Source organism: Pseudomonas yangonensis, from assembly GCF_009932725.1.
Lineage (GTDB): Bacteria > Pseudomonadota > Gammaproteobacteria > Pseudomonadales > Pseudomonadaceae > Aquipseudomonas > Aquipseudomonas yangonensis.
In genome coordinates this window covers 142124-158938 of record NZ_BLJU01000002.1, presented here as the reverse complement: position 1 = coordinate 158938, position 16815 = coordinate 142124, and the positions used below count along the sequence as shown (strand labels likewise).

The following is a 16815-nucleotide window of genomic DNA, read 5'->3' as shown; positions in this document are numbered from 1 at the left end:
TCTTGTACAGGCTTATTCGGCCTTGGGCTGCTCGCGCAGGCGAATGTGCAGCTCGCGCAGCGACTTGCCATCGACCACACCCGGCGCCTGGGTCATGACGCAGGCCGCGCTCTGGGTTTTCGGGAAGGCGATCACTTCGCGGATCGACTGCGCACCGGTCATCAGCATCACCAGGCGATCCAGGCCGAAGGCCAGGCCACCATGGGGCGGCGCACCGTACTTCAGTGCGTCGAGCAGGAAGCCGAACTTCTCCTGCTGCTCGTCTTCGCTGATGCCCAGCACACGGAACACGGTCTGCTGCATGGCCTTGTCGTGGATACGGATCGAGCCGCCACCCAGCTCGGTGCCGTTGAGCACCATGTCGTAGGCACGCGACAGCGCGGCGGCCGGATTGGCCTCCAGCTCCTCGGGGGTGCACTTGGGCGAGGTGAAGGGGTGGTGCATGGCGGTCAGGCTGCCGTCGTCGTTCTCCTCGAACATCGGGAAATCGACGACCCACAGCGGCGCCCACTCGCAGGTGAACAGATTCAGGTCATGACCCAGCTTGATGCGCAGCGCGCCCAGGGCTTCGCTGACGATCTTGACCTTGTCGGCACCGAAGAACACGATATCGCCATCGACCGCACCAACGCGGTCGAGGATGACGTTGATGTTGTCCAGCGGAATGTTCTTGACGATCGGCGACTGCAGACCTTCGACACCGGCCGCGCGCTCGTTGACCTTGATATAGGCCAGGCCCTTGGCGCCGTATATGCCGACGAACTTGGTGTAGTCGTCGATCTGCTTGCGCGGCATGCTCGCCCCGCCCGGTACGCGCAGGGCGGTGACACGACATTTCGGATCGTTGGCCGGACCCGCGAACACCTTGAATTCGACGTCCTTGAGCTGATCTTCCACGTCCACCAGCTCCAGCGGAATACGCAGGTCCGGCTTGTCCGAACCGAAGCGGCGCATGGCTTCGGCCAAAGTCATGTGCGGCAGCGCGCCAAACTCGACGCCCAACACTTCCTTGAACAGGTTGCGCACCATGGTCTCAGTGATGTCCATAATGTCCTTTTCATCGAGGAAGCTGGTCTCGATGTCGATCTGGGTGAATTCCGGCTGACGGTCGGCACGCAGGTCCTCGTCGCGGAAGCACTTGGCGATCTGGTAGTAGCGGTCGAAGCCGGCCACCATCAACAGCTGCTTGAACAGCTGTGGCGACTGCGGCAGGGCGAAGAAGCTACCGGCGTGGGTACGGCTCGGTACCAGATAGTCGCGCGCACCTTCCGGCGTGGCACGGGTCAGGATAGGCGTCTCGACATCGAGAAAGCCGTTGTCATCCAGGTAACGGCGGATGCTCGAGGTGATGCGCGAACGCAGCTTGAGCTTCTCGGCCATCTCAGGACGACGCAGGTCGATGAAGCGATAGCGCAGGCGGGTTTCCTCGCCGACATCGGTGTACTCATTGAGCGGGAACGGCGGGGTTTCCGCCTCGTTGAGCACGTCCAGCTCGTAACCCAGCACTTCGATGGCGCCGGACGCCATGTTGGCGTTGCGCGCGCCTTCAGGGCGCAGGCGCACCTTGCCGGTAATCTTCACCACGTATTCGCTGCGCACGCGGTCAGCCTTGGCGAAGGTCTCGGCGCGATCCGGATCGAACACCACCTGAGCCAGGCCTTCACGATCACGAATATCGAGGAAGATCACCCCGCCATGGTCGCGGCGACGGTGAACCCAGCCGCAAAGGGTGATTTCCTGGCCATCCAGGCTCTCGTTCAGTTGGCCGCAATAGTGGCTGCGCATCATGATCGTGTTTCGCTTCTCTAAGGTCTTGGATAGGTCAGGCAGCCCCCAACGCCCTGGGCAGGAGCCACACCGCGGCAAACGTCCAGCCGCACGCCGCGCTTCGATAAAGAGCGGGATTATATAGCGTAAATCGTCGTGACGCAGCCGCCCGGCATACGGTGTCTTTACTGAACCGGCGAAAGACCATCGCCTAACCCAATCGCAGCACCCGGCCAACGATCTGCCCGCAGACTTTCGCCTCGCCACAGCCGAGCAGCTTGTCCGCCGCAAACAATTACTTATCGCACTGGATGAACCGCGCGTTATCGATAGCCTCTAAACATCGCTTTGATTGATATAAGCCAAGATCATCCTGTCACCCTGCGTGTTAGGCTTTGCCCAACAATGCGGGATAGAAACCCTGGGTCCATCTGAAAGGAGACAAGCCATGGAAATCAATATCGGAATCGCCGAACAGGATCGCGCCGCCATCGCCGAAGGCCTGTCGCGCCTACTGGCGGACACCTACACCCTGTACCTGAAGACCCACAACTTCCACTGGAACGTTACCGGTCCGATGTTCAATACCCTGCACCTGATGTTCGAAGGTCAGTACACCGAACTGGCCCTGGCGGTTGACGCAATCGCCGAACGCATCCGCGCTCTGGGCTTCCCGGCTCCCGGGACTTACGCCGCCTACGCCCGCCTGTCCTCGATCAAGGAAGAGGAAGGCGTACCCAGCGCCGATGAGATGATCAAACAACTGGTGCAGGGCCAGGAGGCCGTCGTACGTACCGCTCGGGGCATTTTCCCGCTGCTGGACAAGGTCAGCGACGAACCCACTGCCGACCTATTGACCCAACGCATGCAGGTGCACGAAAAAACCGCCTGGATGCTGCGCAGCCTGCTTGCTGCTTGAGACGCTCAGAGGCCCGGTTATCCGGGCCTTTTCATTAGGCATGGCACCGTGCTCTGATCTATGCTCTGGCCATTCGCCATCGAGTCGCCCAAATCCATGAGCCAAGCTAGCAAACCGCCCAGCATCATCGAACTGTATCCGGAGGAAACCCGCAAGGCGGCTGAACTTCTGAAACAGGCCGTACCCTTGATGATGCGCCACGACATCCCGCCCAATCCCGTGCATTACGCACTGTGGTACACCTACAGCCGAGGCAGCGAGCCAGAGCTCAACCGCCGCATGGACAAGGTGGTCGAAGATTTCGACCTGTTTCCTCCTGAGACCGCCAGCCGGCTGTTTCGCGACTACATCATCCGCGGCGAACTGGACGAGGCACGCGCCGGCCAGCAACAGGTCATCGAACTGGTCGACGATATCGAAAGCGACGTTTCACGCAGCGTGATCGGCAGCCAGCACTACCAGCAGAGCCTCACGCAAGGCCTCAGCGCCCTGCAGGAACCGATTATCGATGACCTGCCTAGCGTCCTCAGCGAACTGCAGGAAAGCACCCAGCTCATGCAGGACCAGCAGGAAAAATTTCTTTATCGCCTGCGCGCCGCGCAACAGGAGATCACCCATCTGCGCAGCCAACTGGAGCGTGCGCACCTGGCAGCGACGCTGGACAGTCTGACCCGCGTGTTCAACCGCCATGCCTTTACTCGGCTGCTGGAGCGCGCCCTGCAGGAATCGCAACAGGGTCTGGCCCTGGTGATTTTGGATATCGACCACTTCAAGCAGTTCAACGACCAGTACGGCCACCCGCTGGGTGATCGCGTACTGCAACACGTCGGGCAGCTCTTGCGCGACCTGCTGCCGCCGGAAGCCTTCGCTGCACGCTACGGAGGCGAAGAGTTCTGCGTGGTGCTGCGCAACTGCATCGACCTTAACCGGGCGCTCGACTTCGCCGAACAATTGCGCCACAAGATCCAGTCGCTGAGAGTCAAGGTGCGCCGTACCGACCAGGTTCTGGACAGCATCACGGCATCCTTCGGCTGCGCCATGGCCGAACAAGACGACACCTTCGAATCGCTGCTGACCCGCGCCGATGATGCGCTTTATCAAGCCAAGCGCGCCGGCCGCAATCAGGTCCACCCTGTTGCCAGCGAAAAGATGCTAACCGCTTGATTTGAGAAGCCCACTCCTTTGCTGTTAAATAGGTTCGCGCGCCGCGTTACCATCCCGCGGCGTCGCCGACCCTGTATACCGGCGCGCGCCATGGCCGTTCAGCTGGCCACCCGTGAAGCGCGCTCCCTCCGCGACACCTTGAGTCATCATTCAATCAGTGAGTTCGTCGAAGATGTTGAAGATTGCCCATCTCGTGACAGGGTTCGCCGCCCTGCTGCTGTCCGCCGTCCCCGGTATTTCCACTTCGTTCCTGACCACCCCGGATGCCATCTACCTGGCTATGACCGGCCTGCTAAACCTGCTTGCTGCAGCGCAACAGCAAAATGCACCAGCGGCACGCCAGCAGTTGCTGGGGCTGTCGTCCGCACTGCTGATCCTGGCCGCCGTGGTCCAGAGCCTGATTCTGCTCGCACCACTACCCAGCATCGGCGGCCAACCGGCCATCTGGCTACCGCTGCTGACCTCGGTCGCCGCAGTGGTACTGAGCCTTGCCGCCCAGCTGCGCGCACAACCGCAGTCCAAAGAGCAGCAGCCTTTTGCGCAAACCAGTTCCAGCACATCTCAGGAAGATCGCGAGACCGGGACGGTCAAGTGGTTCAACACCTCCAAGGGGTTCGGCTTCATTTCCCGTGACTCGGGCGAAGACATCTTCGTGCACTTTCGCGCCATTCGCGGCGAAGGTCATCGCGTGCTGATCGAGGGCCAACGCGTGGAGTTCTCGGTCATGCAGCGTGACAAAGGCCTGCAGGCGGAAGATGTGATCGCAGCTGCGCCTTCGCGGCGCTGAGCGGCACACAGAGAAAAGCCCGGGAAACCGGGCTTTTTCGTATCAATAGTGCGGTGGCGGCGCTTCGTCTTCGGCGATTCCCGCGAGCCCGTTCAATTCTTCCTGGCGCCGCGCCAGAGCGGTCAGTTGCAACTGCATCCGCTCGATGCGGCGATTCTGTTCGACCAGCTCATCGCTCAACGCCTGGATGGTGTCATCCTGAAAAGCCAGGCGGCTCTCCAATTCCGTGACCCGTGACTCTAGACTCATGCGAACGCTCCGGCGAATTGGAAATCCTCGGTCAGTACCAAACGCAGCTTGTCGATGATCTGCACCACCTGCTGCTCGCCATATGGCTGCGCAGGGTGCCGCCCCCAGACCGGCGCGGGCCAGGCGGCGTCATCACGGCGGCGCACGATCACATGCATATGCAGCTGACTGACCACATTGCCAAGTGTGGCCACATTCATCTTGTCGGCGGCAAAGGTGTCCTTGAGGATTTCGGCCAGCAATGTGGTTTCGTGCCAGAGCTGGCGCTGGTCGGTCGCGTCGAGCTGGAACAGTTCGCTGACCTCGTCACGCCGGGGCACGAGGATGAACCAGGGATAGCTGGCATCGTTCATCAGCAGCAGATGGCAGAGGGGAAAGTCCCCGATCAGCAGGCAATCCTGCTGCAGCCGGGAATCCAGGGTGAACATCAGGCTCTCCTCCTTCATTCAATACAGATCAATCAAGCGTAGCGCCCTGAGGCCCAACGCGATGGCGCGCAGCATACGCGCGCCCATCGGACAATTCACCCGGCGATCGCGCACCACGCTAACGCAGACCAAGCAGATATGCACCACAGGTGCGCACCATTTTGTTTCCTCCCGTAATAGGCGGTGCCAAGCGTTACCGACGAGATGCCCGGCAGGCACCTGACATCCTGTGCTGGTAACCGAACCCGAGCATCGTCCCACCGCCTTGCAAAACCGCGCCACGCGCATTGCCTGCGGCGCGAGCGCCGTAATGAGCACCCGAAAAATCAAGGTTTTAAGATGAAGACCAGGTTTTGAGCATGACTTTTGCTACCTGTAAAACCAATGCCCGGTAAACCGTGCAGCAGACCGAGGACAGCGGTCCCAGGCACTTGAAGAACCGCGAAAAACGTTGGCGCAACGAAACGCAAGTGCAGAACTATAGATTTGCGACATTCTCCCTCACGCGATGCGACACCAGCATGATCGAAGCCGCAATGAATAGACTACAACTATCGCCAACATTGGCTGCGTGCTATAAGTTAGCGCCGACACAAAAAGAAAGAGCCACCCATATAAAAATCAGTGGGTAGCGCAACTCTTCTAAACCCAAGGAGCAATCACGATGCAAGTGATGAAGTGGAGCGTAATCGCCCTGGCAGTAGCCGCGGGCACCAGCCAGATGGCCGTGGCATCCAGCCAGTCCGAGTCGAATGGCTTTATCGAAGACAGCAGCTTCAACATCTTCAACCGCGTTCTGTACATGAACCGCGATTTCCGTAACGGCCCGAACACTGCAGGCACAGGCGACAAGGGTTATCGTGAAGAAACCGGCCTGGGCATTCGCCTGCTGTACGAATCCGGCTTCACCCAAGGCACCGTAGGCGTAGGCTTCGACGCACACTCCCTGAGCAGCATCAAGATCGACAGCGGTCGCGGTCGTTACGGCACCGGCCAGTTCGCTCAGACCGACGACGGTCGTGGCGACGACACTCAGACCGAAGTTGGCGGGGCTATCAAATTCCGCGTATCCGACACCGTTCTGAAGTACGGCAGCCAGTTCGTGGCAAGCCCGGTATTCTCCACCGATGACAGCCGTATCCTTCCTGAGGTGGCAACCGGTACTTACCTGGTCAGTAACGAAATCGAAGGTCTGGAGCTGAGCGCAGGCCGCTTCACGGCCATGAGCAGCCAGACCGCTACCGGCCGCGATACCCTCACCGAAGATGGCAACACCATCAAATCGGCTAACATTTTCGGTGCAAACTACAGTTTCACCGACAACCTGAGTGCTGGCCTGCACCACTCGGACGTTGAGGACTTCTTCAAGAAGACCTACGTCAACCTGAATTACAATCTGCCGCTGGCCGAAGATCAGGCGCTGAACTTCGATTTCAACGGGTACAAGACCAAAGGTGATGGTCAGGAGCTGGCTGGCGAAGTCGACAACAAGATCTGGAGCCTTGCAGCGGCCTACAGCCTCGGCGCGCACACGTTCACCGTCGCGCACCAGCGTGCCAGCGGCGATAGCGGCTACTACTACGGCGTAGACGGCGGCGGCACCATCTGGCTGAGCAACTCGGTTCAGTACTCCGACTTCAACGCCAAAGACGAGAAGTCCTGGCAAGCTCGCTACGACATCAACATGGCCGAGTACGGCGTACCTGGTCTGAGCTTCATGACCCGTTACATCCGCGGTACGGATATGGATGTCGGTACTGGTAGCGACGAGAAAGAGCGCGAAATCAACGTTGAAGCTAAATACGTGATCCAGGACGGCGCCGCTAAGGACCTGTCCTTCCGCGTTCGTCAAGCGTTCTACCGCAACTCGTTCGAAGGCGACGTCAACGACTTCCGCCTGATCGTCGAATACCCGCTGAGCGTTCTGTAACCTCAGCGCTACTCGATAGCGGTAAAAAAGAAACCCGGCCTCGGCCGGGTTTCTTTATTTCTGCGCGGGCGATTTAAAGAGGCAGCGCATACGTCCCCGTCACATGCGCAACCAACTCATCCTCATTACCCGCCGAATACAACGAAACTTCGCAGACCGCCTGACGTCGACTCAAGCGCAATATGCGCGCCTCGGCCAGCAAGTCGACCGGCTTGGGTTTGATCAGAAAGTTGATATTGAGATTGGACGTCACCGCCATCTCCACTCGACCGAGACGCCCGAGCACCACCGCATACATCGCCGCGTCCCCCAGAGCCATGATGGTAGGGCCGGACAGCGTGCCGCCGGGACGCACCAATTTGGCATGAAAGGGCACGCGCGCCAGCACGCCCTGCTCATCCAGACGGTCTATTCGCAGGTCGATATCTTCGGCCATCGGCAGCCCATCCCGAATCAGGGTTTGAACCTCAAGTGCAGTCAGCCCCACTATTATTCCTCCTGGTGAACGCAGCAGCACTCGTAGCCCTGCGCCCGTCCTGTACGCCACTGTATAGGCACCGTACAATGCCGGCCTACTCCAAGCCCTAGCAACCGACAGAACGGCCAAACATGCGTACCAGTCAGTTCCTGCTCTCGACCCTGAAAGAAACCCCTTCCGATGCCGTGGTGATCAGCCACCAGCTGATGCTGCGTGCCGGCATGATCCGCAAGCTGGCCTCCGGCCTGTATACCTGGCTGCCGATGGGCCTGCGTGTGCTGCGCAAGGTCGAGAATGTGGTGCGCGAGGAAATGAATGCCGCTGGTGCTCTGGAAGTGCTGATGCCGGCCATCCAGCCGGCCGAGCTGTGGCAGGAGTCCGGACGCTGGGTGCAGTACGGCCCCGAACTGCTGCGCATCAAAGATCGCCATGACCGCGAGTTCTGTGTCGGCCCGACCCATGAGGAGGTCATCACCGACCTGGCCCGCAACGAGCTGAACAGCTACAAGCAGCTGCCGATCAACTTCTACCAGATCCAGACCAAGTTCCGTGATGAGATCCGTCCGCGCTTCGGCCTGATGCGTGGCCGCGAGTTCATCATGAAGGATGCCTATTCCTTCCATGCCGACCAGGCTTCCCTGCAGGAAACCTACGACCGCATGCATCAGGCATACTGCAACGTGTTCACCCGCCTGGGCCTGAATTTTCGTCCGGTGCAGGCCGATACCGGCTCCATCGGCGGTACCGGCTCGCATGAATTCCACGTGCTGGCCGACTCCGGCGAAGACGATATCGCCTTCAGCGACACCTCTGATTACGCCGCCAACATCGAGAAGGCCGAAGCCCTGCCGCGCGAGAAGAGCCGTCCGGCGCCGACCGAAGAGCTGCGCCTGGTCGATACGCCTGATGCGAAAACCATCGCGGCTCTGGTCGAAGGCTTCAACCTGCCGATCGAGAAGACCATCAAGACCCTGATCGTTCACGCAGCCGAGGAAGGCAAGCTGATCGCGCTGGTGGTGCGTGGCGACCATGAGCTCAACGAGATCAAGGCCGCCAATCTGGAGCAGGTCGCCAACCCGCTGACCATGGCTACCGACGCCGAGCTACGTGCAGCCATCGGTGCCGGCGCTGGCTCTCTCGGCCCGCTGAATCTGCCGTTGCCGGTCATTATCGACCGCTCCGTAGAGCTGATGAGCGACTTCGTCATCGGTGCCAACATCGACGACAAGCACTACTTCGGCGTCAACTGGGAGCGCGACCTGCCGGTTCCGACCGTGGCTGATCTGCGCAATGTCGTCGAAGGCGACCCGAGCCCGGATGGTCAGGGCACTCTGGTGATCAAGCGCGGTATCGAAGTCGGTCATATCTTCCAGCTCGGCACCAAGTACAGCGAAGCGCTGAATTGCCAGGTACTGGGCGAAAGCGGCAAGCCGGTAACCCTGACCATGGGCTGTTACGGCATCGGTGTTTCCCGTGTGGTTGCCGCGGCCATCGAGCAGAACTTCGACGAACGTGGCATTCGCTGGAACGATGCCCTGGCCCCGTTCCACATTGCTCTCGTGCCGCTGCGCTATGAAACCGAGCAGGTCCGCGAGGCCACCGACAAGCTGTACGCCGAACTCACCGCGGCAGGCTTCGAAGTGCTGCTGGATGACCGCGACAAGAAGACCAGCCCCGGCATCAAGTTCGCCGACATGGAGCTGATCGGTATCCCGCACCGCGTCGTGGTCAGTGACCGTGGCCTGGCCGAGGGCAATCTCGAGTACAAGAGCCGCGCAGAAACCGAAGCGCAAGCCGTACCGCTGACCGAGATTCTGTCGTTCCTGCAAGCCCGCATCAAACGCTGATCACGCCCTACCGAGACATCATGTACACGAGCAGCAACCTTCGCCTCATCGGCGCCGCCCTGTGCGGCGCCCTCTTCCTCAGCGGCTGCGCCAACCAGCTGCCGCAACGTAGCGAGCATGAGGAGCGCGTCGAACGCAAACTGCTGGATCACCAGCTGCAGATCGATGCCGGCGAACCCAAGGTGTTGGAGCTGCCACAACGCCGGGTGCGTGTGCATGACCAGAAGAGCTTCGAAGTCACAGCGTTCGAGGTGACTCGCCGTTACGACCGCTATACCCCCTATCAGGCCTGGCGCGAGATCTATGAAGTGCCGATGGGGGCGGTCGCGGTAGTAGCCGGTGTCGGCGCCAACATCCTCAACGTCGTGCTGCTCGGCAGCTTGCCGGAAACCACGACCCGCGACTGGATCAGCTACGGCATGGCCGGCCTCAACCCGTTCATGAACGTCGAGTCCAATGGTCGTGCCGAGCAGAATCTGGCCAGCATCGACGAGGTACAGCGCGATCGCCGCATGGAATATACCAACCTGCCCTGGGCCGAACGCCCGGTTCAGGTCAGGGCGGGCGATCAGCAGTTCGAGATGCTCACCGACAGCACCGGGGTCCTGCGCCTCAATCTGCTGGACAGCCCTTTCACCGAGCAGGACATCACTCGTCTGAACATGCTGCAGCTGAGCGTGGAGGATCGCCTTGGCGATGACGTTGCCCGCGCCGAAACGACTCTGATGGTCAGCCACACCCTTCGCGGCAAGCTGCGTGAGGCGCATGACCTGATCTTCGACGACCTCGAAGGGGACGACGTGGCGCAGTGGGTGCACCGGGTCAAGCGCCTGTCCGACCTCGGCCTGGAAGAGGAAGCCAGCGAGTTGGAGCAGAGCCTGATCGAGTTGACGCGCAACGATCCCGAATTGCAGGACGCCTTTCTCAAGGCGCTGCTCAAGGACGCCGGACGCCTGGCCGCCGATCCGGCCAACTGATTAAGCACCACGACCCTGTCACTGTACGCGGTCAGTCACGCCCTTTCAGACCATCTCCAGCGGTCGCTTGCCACGTGGCGGCGCAAAGGCCTCATCCAGCAGGGCCAGATCATCCACATTCAACGCGATGGCAGCCGCTGCAGCGTTGTCGCGCAAATGCGTACTGCTTACGGCTTTGGGAATGGCAATCACGCCGTCCTGCCTGAGCGTCCAGGCCAGCGCGATCTGCGCTGGCGTAGCCCCATGCCGCTCAGCCACCTGCCGCAGCGCCGGCTCATGCAGCAAGGCCCCCGCCTGGCTCAGTGGGCAGTAGGCCATCAGCGGCATGCCGGCGCGCTGCTGCCAGGGTAGCAGGTCATACTCGATGCCTCGTGCCTCCAGGTTGTACAGCACCTGATTGGTCTGGCATGCCGGCTGGTCCAGTTCCAGCAGATCGTCCAGATCGAAGTTGGAGACGCCCCAGGCGGCGATCTTGCCTTGCTCGCGCAGTCGCTCGAAGCCTTCGACGGTCTCCGCCAGCGGGTAGCGGCCGCGCCAGTGCAACAGGTACAGGTCGATACGCTCGCAACCCATGCGCTTGAGGCTGCGCTCACAGGCCGCCTGGACCCCGTCCAGACTGGCGTTGTGCGGATACACCTTGCTGACCAGAAACACCTCGTCCCGGCGCCCGGCGATGGCCTCGCCCACCACCTGCTCTGCCCCGCCCTCACCATACATCTCGGCGGTGTCGATCAGGCTCAGCCCCAGGTCCAGGCCCTCACGTAGCGCCGCGACCTCTCGTGAGCGCTGGCGACCGTCCTCGCCCATGCGCCAGGTTCCCTGGCCGATCACCGGTACCTCTCTACCGGCCAATTCAATTCTGCGCATCGATAGCTCTCCCATGGGTTGCGACCAGGTCATATCCCTCGCCACGCCACTGCACCAGACACAGCCCGTGGCCAAAGGGATCACTCAGCGTGACCAGGCGCCCCCAGTCATATTCACGGATTTCACCTTCCTGCTGCGCCCCCGCACCGAGCGCCCGAGCCAGCGCCAGATCCAGATCAGCGACCACCAGGTCCAGGTGCAGCGGCATCCAGTGCCGGCCGTAGTGACGCTGCAGGTCTGCCTGTGGACAAGGACGGGTGGCGGCTGCTTTGTGCAGCAGATAGAGCGGTACGGCTGCACCGAGCATCTCGACGACCGTACCGTCGAACAGCTCACGCCCGACTGTCAGCCCAAATGCCTGCTGATAAAAGGTCACCGCAGCCGGAAGATCGGGAACGTCGAGGTTGAGCAGCAGCTGCATGGTCAGACCGGTTTGAGCAGCAGTAGAAGGGAAACCGGTTGAACGCTCTCGGGATGCAGCGGTTCCTGCAGCCATTCGAGCCGCCAGCCGGTTTCACCTATCAGCGTGAGCCAGGATTGCAGGGTACGGAAGAACCACGGCATCGGCGCCTGAAAGCCCTCGCCGAAACCGACGAAATCCTCGACCCGCCAACCGTCCTGATAGGGCTCGCCGTGGCTGGCGCGCCAGGGGTGGAGGGTCTGGATCAGCAGACTGCCACCAGGCGCCAGCAAGGTGTGCAAGCTACGCAAAACCGGCTGCAGCGGCTCTTCGAGTAGCGCGAAATTGCACACCAGCACCTCGAAACGCCCAAGTTGCTCGGCGTGCTCTTCCAGCTCGGCATAGCCACAGACGCGATACTGGCTACGCCCATCGCACGCTGCTCGAGCCGCTTCGATCAGGGGTGCGGAGGCATCCACCCCGACCGGCTCTATGCCATGTTCGGCCAGACCACGGCACAGCCAGCCCTCACCACAACCGATATCCAGCACGCGCTTGGGTTGCAGCGCCAGTACGGCCTGAAGGATGGCGGCATCGGTGACCAACCGCCGGCTTTCGATGCGCTGTTCGCGCACAGCGGCAGCCCAGGCGTCGGCGTTGGCCTGCCAGCTTTGCTGAAGCTGTTCACGATGGTCGCGCTGCATGCTGATCACCTGTATCGATGCATCCCGCGAGTCTAGCAGGCCTGACCTCAATCGAGGTAAACCCGGTACAACCCGCAAAAACCGCCAGCCAGACACCGCGCCAGCGTCTAAGCTGGTAATGAGACAGACGAGACGACCGCAGCCCGGCCGACCGAGGGTCAGCATCCGGCAAGAGGCAATCTCGCGGCTTATATGATGCTGACAGACCAGGCCGGTGATTTATGGGCGCATCATGGCAAGTGAATACGCAGCAGCGTGAGCTGGCCGCCTCGGTCGATGCCAGGGCTCAGCGAAAGCCGGCTTCGGCAGGCCGTCACTGGCGCCTTACCCTGTATCTGCTGCTGGTATCGCTGGTACTGGCTGCCACCGCGCTGGCGGTGTTCGAATCGCGCAGCGCACATTTTCAGTCGCGCGAACTGAGCCGCTATGCCGCGAGCCTCACCTACCAGGTCGAACCCGGCCCCAGCGAACGAATCATCTACCCGACCGACGGGCCCTTCGACAAGCGCCAGGGCTACGCCTACCTGCCGCTGATGCTGGAGCGCCTGCAGCAACGCGATTACCAGATTACCGAGCAGTCGCGCTTCTCCGACGAGCTGATGGCCTACAGCCGCCGCGGGCTGTTTCCACCCTTTACCGAGAAGAGCCAGAGCGGTCTGAGCATCAGCGACTGCCGTGGAACACCCTTCTACGAGTTTCGCTACCCTCAGCAAGGCTACGCCGACTTTGCCAGCATCCCGCCACTGGTGGTCAACAGCCTGCTGTTCATCGAGAACCGGCATCTGCTCGACCCGTCGCAACCTTTGGCCAACCCGGCCGTGGACTGGCCACGCTTCGCCATGGCAGCGCTGTCGCAACTTGGCAAGATGCTCGACGTGCAGGATCAGTCCGCTGGCGGCAGCACCCTCGCTACTCAGCTGGAGAAATACCGCCACTCTCCTGACGGGCTGACCCTGTCTGCCGGAGAAAAGCTGCGGCAGATGATCTCCGCCAGTGTCCGCGCCTACCAGCAAGGGCCACAGACGCTAGAAGCACGCCAGCGCATCGTGCGCGACTACCTCAACAGCGTGCCGCTGTCCGCCGCACCCGGCCATGGCGAGGTTCACGGTCTGGCCGACGGTCTGCGCATCTGGTATGGCGCGGACTTCGAGCGCAGCAATGCCCTGCTCGATCCACGCCGTTCGCCGGATGCCAGCCTCGCCGAGCGCGGCCTGGCACTGCGACAGATGTTGTCATTGATGATCGCCCAGCGCCGTCCCTCCTATTACCTCGCGCAAGGGCGGCACGACATGGAGGCCCTGACCGAAAGCCATATCCGCCTGCTCGCCAGCGGAGGCCTGATCGATGCCGACCTGCGCGATGCGGCTCTCGCGCAGAAACTGCAATACCGCGACTGGCAGCAGGAACCCAACCTGCGCGCGGTGGAGAGCGACAAAGGCATCAGCGTGGCACGCTCACGCCTGTCCAATCTGCTGGGCATGCCACTTTACGACCTGGATCGTCTCGACCTCTCCGCACGCAGCACGCTGCAGCGCGACCTGCAGCAACAGACCAGCACTTATCTGCAGAACCTGGCCGATCCGGACTTCGCCGGCAAGATCGGTCTGTTCGGCGAGCGCCTGCTATCGCCCGAGAAAACCGCGGAGGTGCGCTACAGCTTCACCCTGTTCGAGCGCACCCCGACCGGCAGCCGGGTGCGCGTACAGACCGACAGCACCGACCAGCCTTTCGACATCAACGAGGGCAGCAAGCTGGAGCTCGGTTCCACCGCCAAACTGCGGGTGCTGGCCACCTATCTGGAAATCATCGCCGAGTTGCATCAGCGCCATGCCGGCAAAAGCCCGGCCGAGCTGCGCCAGGTGGACATCGCCGAGCAGGACTACCTCAGCCGCTGGGCCGTGGGCTACCTGCAAGCCAACCCCGAAGCCGACCTGGCCAGCATGCTGGAAGACGCACTGGAGCGGCGCTACTCCGCCAGCCCGAATGAGCGTTTCTTCACCGGCGGCGGATTGCACACCTTCGGCAACTTCCGTCGCGAGGACAACGGCCGCAACCCGACCCTGCGCGAGTCGTTGCGCGAATCGATCAATCTGCCCTTCGTCCGCCTGATGCGCGACCTGGTGCGCTACAGCACCTACCAAAGCAGCGCCGAACTGCTCAAGGACGACAAGGACCCGCGCCGCCAGGAGTACCTGCAGCGCTTCGCTGACCGCGAGGGGCGCACCTTCCTGCTGCGTTTCTGGCGCAAGTATCAGGGTCAGGCAGAGCAGCAGCGTCTGGAGACCTTCATCAGCGGCCTGCGTCAGACGCCGGTACGCCTGGGCGCCGTGCACCGCTACCTGCTGCCGCAGGCCGACGAGGCCACCTTCGCCGCGTTCCTGCGGGCGCAACTGCCGCAGGAAAAGCTCACCGACAAGCGGATCGCCCGCCTGTACAAGAATTACGGCCCCGGCGCCTACAGCCTGCCGGATCAGGGCTATATCGCACGCGTGCATCCGCTGGAGCTGTGGCTGCTGGGTTACCTGATCGACAACCCGCAGGCGAGTTTCAGCGACGCCGTGGCCGCCAGCATCGACGAACGCCAGGAAGTCTACGGCTGGCTGTTCCGTAGCCGACACAAGAGCGCTCGTGACAGCCGCATCCGCATCATGCTGGAGGTCGAGGCCTTCTCCGACATCCACCGCCGCTGGAAGAACCTCGGCTATCCCTTCCAGCATCTGGTTCCCTCATTGGCTACCGCGCTGGGCAGCTCCGGTGACCGGCCGGCAGCGCTGGCCGAACTGATGGGCATCATCCAGAACGACGGCATCCGGCAGCCGGTACTGCGCATCGACGAACTGCATTTCGCCGCCGGCACGCCTTACGAAACACGGGTCGAGCGCGATATTCATGGGGGCAAACGGGTGATGCAGTCCGAGGTCGCCGCGGCGCTGCGCAATGCCCTTTCCCAGGTCGTCGAAGGCGGCACCGCCCGGCGCCTGCAAGGTACCTTCCAGCTGCAGGACGGCCAAAGCCTGACGCTCGGCGGCAAGACCGGTACCGGTGACAACCGCATCGAAAGCGTGGGCGCGGGGGGGCGGGTGATCAGCTCCAGGGCGATGAACCGCACGGCCACATTCGTATTCTTCCTCGGCCCGCGGCACTACGGCACCCTCACCGCATTCGTGCCGGGGCGTGATGCCGAGCGTTTCACCTTCACCTCGGCATTGCCGGTACAGGTGCTCAAGGGCATGGCGCCGATACTGGCGCCCTATCTCGAACCGGGTAGCGCCACGCTCTGCGATACAGCGCTCAGTCCGGTGCAGATCAGCAGGCGGTAATACCCGGTAACCACAGCGGCCAGCGCCTGGGGAAACCCTGCATCGGATATGCAGTCCATGGCAGCATCATTAATTGTCGTTCATGAGTACTGCCGATGCGCTCCTCCTGGTTCGCCCTGCTACGCCGTCGTCGCCTGAGCCTGCTGTTCCTGGTATGCCTGGCGGTATTGCTGCCGATCGGCTGCGCCAAGCTGGAGCAGACCGAGCGCGAACTGGTGTTCCGCATCGAGCCCGGCACCGCCCGCTGGTTCAGTGGCCTGCCCACCGGCATCGAGGACGTGCAACTGCAATCGCCGGAGCTGAGCGCCGATGAAAGCCTGCATGCCTGGTGGTGGCCGGCGGCACGCCAGGACGCCCCGGCACTGCTCTATCTGCATGGTTCACGCTGGAATCTGACCGGCCAGCTGTTTCGCATCGAACAGTTGCACGCCATGGGCTTTTCGGTCCTGGCGGTGGACTACCGCGGCTTTGGCCAGAGCCGTGGGACCCTGCCCTCCGAGCGCAGCGTCTATCAGGATGCGCTGATTGCCTGGGAGCATCTGGCTCGTCTGCAGCCCGAAGCCGACAAACGCTTCATCTACGGTCATTCGCTCGGCGGCGCGGTGGCGGTCAACCTGGCGCACGAACTGGCTGACGAAGATCGAGCACAGGCAGCAGGCCTGATCGTCGAATCCAGCTTCACCAATCTGGGCGATGTGGCCGCGGCGGTGACCAACACCTCGCTGCCGGTACGCTGGCTGTTGTCGCAGGAGTTCGATTCGCTGAGCAAGATCGGCGAGGTCGGGATTCCGGTATTGATCGCTCATGGGCGTGACGACCGCTATGTGCCCTCACGCTTCAGCGAAGCACTGTTCGAGGCGGCCAGCGAACCCAAGCAGCTGCTGCTGATCGACGGCGCCAACCATAACAACGGCCTGCGCATGGCCGGCAACAGCTACCGGCAGGCCTTGCAGGCACTGGGGCTGGAGATCAACTGAT

The 16815-nt window shown here is 61.9% G+C and carries 14 protein-coding genes and 2 pseudogenes; 9 read left to right on the top strand and 7 right to left on the bottom strand.

The genetic code is table 11. The features are described from left to right. Positions 1–12: 12 nt before the first annotated feature. Positions 13–1788 carry an aspartate--tRNA ligase gene (gene aspS, locus GYB81_RS02300; RefSeq protein WP_161897714.1) on the bottom strand — a complete coding sequence of 592 codons (1776 nt, stop codon included), beginning with the start codon at positions 1786–1788 and terminating at the stop codon, positions 13–15. Between the two features lie 427 nt (positions 1789–2215). Here aspS and GYB81_RS02295 point away from each other — a divergent pair, with 427 nt between their 5' ends. The 4 genes and pseudogenes from GYB81_RS02295 to GYB81_RS24665 form a co-directional block, all read left to right on the top strand. After that, positions 2216–2686, top strand: coding sequence for a Dps family protein (locus tag GYB81_RS02295; protein ID WP_024307258.1), 471 nt, complete (start codon positions 2216–2218; stop codon positions 2684–2686). A gap of 96 nt (positions 2687–2782) precedes the next feature. Next, positions 2783–3850 (top strand): GGDEF domain-containing protein, encoded by a 1068-nt coding sequence (locus GYB81_RS02290; RefSeq protein WP_178106592.1) that lies wholly within the window; start codon positions 2783–2785, stop codon positions 3848–3850. Between the two features lie 172 nt (positions 3851–4022). Further along, positions 4023–4331: pseudogene (locus GYB81_RS24985) on the top strand (cold shock domain-containing protein membrane protein); the annotation flags it as partial. An 87-nt stretch (positions 4332–4418) separates the two neighbouring features. Continuing rightward, positions 4419–4637, top strand: a pseudogene (locus GYB81_RS24665) (cold-shock protein); the annotation flags it as partial. 42 nt (positions 4638–4679) lie between these two features. Here the strand turns inward: GYB81_RS24665 and GYB81_RS02280 are convergent. Both GYB81_RS02280 and GYB81_RS02275 read right to left on the bottom strand, forming a co-directional pair. After that, complete coding sequence (locus tag GYB81_RS02280) at positions 4680–4886, bottom strand: SlyX family protein (RefSeq protein ID WP_161897711.1); 207 nt, start codon at positions 4884–4886, stop codon at positions 4680–4682. Next, complete coding sequence (locus tag GYB81_RS02275; protein ID WP_161897710.1) at positions 4883–5314, bottom strand: HIT family protein; 432 nt, start codon at positions 5312–5314, stop codon at positions 4883–4885. Before GYB81_RS02275 ends, GYB81_RS02280 begins: the two co-directional genes overlap by 4 nt. Positions 5315–5978: 664 nt before the next feature. Here GYB81_RS02275 and GYB81_RS02270 point away from each other — a divergent pair. After that, positions 5979–7244, top strand: a complete 1266-nt coding sequence (locus tag GYB81_RS02270) for an OprD family porin (RefSeq protein ID WP_161864544.1) — start codon at positions 5979–5981, stop codon at positions 7242–7244. Positions 7245–7317: 73 nt separating this feature from the next. Here the strand turns inward: GYB81_RS02270 and GYB81_RS02265 are convergent, their stop codons facing one another. Further along, positions 7318–7725, bottom strand: a complete 408-nt coding sequence (locus GYB81_RS02265; protein ID WP_161864622.1) for a PaaI family thioesterase — start codon at positions 7723–7725, stop codon at positions 7318–7320. A gap of 128 nt (positions 7726–7853) precedes the next feature. Between GYB81_RS02265 and GYB81_RS02260 the strand changes: the two genes are divergently transcribed. Together GYB81_RS02260 and GYB81_RS02255 are read left to right on the top strand one after the other, a co-directional pair. Continuing rightward, positions 7854–9569, top strand: a complete 1716-nt coding sequence (locus tag GYB81_RS02260) for a proline--tRNA ligase (protein WP_161864545.1) — start codon at positions 7854–7856, stop codon at positions 9567–9569. Positions 9570–9589: 20 nt separating this feature from the next. Then, entirely contained in the window at positions 9590–10546 is a 957-nt protein-coding gene (locus GYB81_RS02255) for a hypothetical protein (RefSeq protein ID WP_161897709.1), read from the top strand. Positions 10547–10591: 45 nt separating this feature from the next. Here GYB81_RS02255 and GYB81_RS02250 read toward each other — a convergent pair whose 3' ends face one another. The 3 genes from GYB81_RS02250 to GYB81_RS02240 are packed head-to-tail and all read right to left on the bottom strand — an operon-like array spanning position 10592 to position 12517. Beyond that, entirely contained in the window at positions 10592–11413 is an 822-nt protein-coding gene (locus tag GYB81_RS02250; protein WP_161864547.1) for an aldo/keto reductase, read from the bottom strand. Beyond that, positions 11400–11834 (bottom strand): VOC family protein, encoded by a 435-nt coding sequence (locus GYB81_RS02245; RefSeq protein ID WP_161897708.1) that lies wholly within the window; start codon positions 11832–11834, stop codon positions 11400–11402. The genes GYB81_RS02250 and GYB81_RS02245 overlap by 14 nt, the downstream gene beginning before the upstream one ends. Positions 11835–11836: 2 nt before the next feature. Continuing rightward, positions 11837–12517, bottom strand: a complete 681-nt coding sequence (locus GYB81_RS02240) for a class I SAM-dependent methyltransferase (RefSeq protein ID WP_161864549.1) — start codon at positions 12515–12517, stop codon at positions 11837–11839. Between the two features lie 221 nt (positions 12518–12738). Between GYB81_RS02240 and GYB81_RS02235 the strand changes: the two genes are divergently transcribed. Both GYB81_RS02235 and GYB81_RS02230 read left to right on the top strand, forming a co-directional pair. Further along, positions 12739–15837, top strand: a complete 3099-nt coding sequence (locus GYB81_RS02235) for a transglycosylase domain-containing protein (protein ID WP_161864550.1) — start codon at positions 12739–12741, stop codon at positions 15835–15837. A 95-nt stretch (positions 15838–15932) separates the two neighbouring features. After that, a complete protein-coding gene (locus tag GYB81_RS02230) occupies positions 15933–16814 on the top strand; it encodes an alpha/beta hydrolase (RefSeq protein ID WP_161864551.1) in 882 nt (293 codons plus the stop codon). The last annotated feature ends 1 nt before the right edge of the window (position 16815 follow it).

Excerpts from the sequence above, each read along its gene's own strand:
- GYB81_RS02245 (WP_161897708.1), bottom strand. The coding sequence starts at position 11,834 with ATGCAGCTGCTGCTCAACCTCGACGTTCCCGATCTTCCGGCTGCGGTG.
- GYB81_RS02280 (WP_161897711.1), bottom strand. The coding sequence starts at position 4,886 with ATGAGTCTAGAGTCACGGGTCACGGAATTGGAGAGCCGCCTGGCTTTT.
- GYB81_RS02275 (WP_161897710.1), bottom strand. The coding sequence starts at position 5,314 with ATGTTCACCCTGGATTCCCGGCTGCAGCAGGATTGCCTGCTGATCGGG.
- GYB81_RS02240 (WP_161864549.1), bottom strand. The coding sequence starts at position 12,517 with ATGCAGCGCGACCATCGTGAACAGCTTCAGCAAAGCTGGCAGGCCAAC.
- aspS (WP_161897714.1), bottom strand. The coding sequence starts at position 1,788 with ATGATGCGCAGCCACTATTGCGGCCAACTGAACGAGAGCCTGGATGGC.
- GYB81_RS02295 (WP_024307258.1), top strand. The coding sequence starts at position 2,216 with ATGGAAATCAATATCGGAATCGCCGAACAGGATCGCGCCGCCATCGCC.
- GYB81_RS02260 (WP_161864545.1), top strand. The coding sequence starts at position 7,854 with ATGCGTACCAGTCAGTTCCTGCTCTCGACCCTGAAAGAAACCCCTTCC.
- GYB81_RS02255 (WP_161897709.1), top strand. The coding sequence starts at position 9,590 with ATGTACACGAGCAGCAACCTTCGCCTCATCGGCGCCGCCCTGTGCGGC.
- GYB81_RS02230 (WP_161864551.1), top strand. The coding sequence starts at position 15,933 with ATGCGCTCCTCCTGGTTCGCCCTGCTACGCCGTCGTCGCCTGAGCCTG.
- GYB81_RS02250 (WP_161864547.1), bottom strand. The coding sequence starts at position 11,413 with ATGCGCAGAATTGAATTGGCCGGTAGAGAGGTACCGGTGATCGGCCAG.
- GYB81_RS02290 (WP_178106592.1), top strand. The coding sequence starts at position 2,783 with ATGAGCCAAGCTAGCAAACCGCCCAGCATCATCGAACTGTATCCGGAG.
- GYB81_RS02235 (WP_161864550.1), top strand. The coding sequence starts at position 12,739 with ATGGGCGCATCATGGCAAGTGAATACGCAGCAGCGTGAGCTGGCCGCC.
- GYB81_RS02270 (WP_161864544.1), top strand. The coding sequence starts at position 5,979 with ATGCAAGTGATGAAGTGGAGCGTAATCGCCCTGGCAGTAGCCGCGGGC.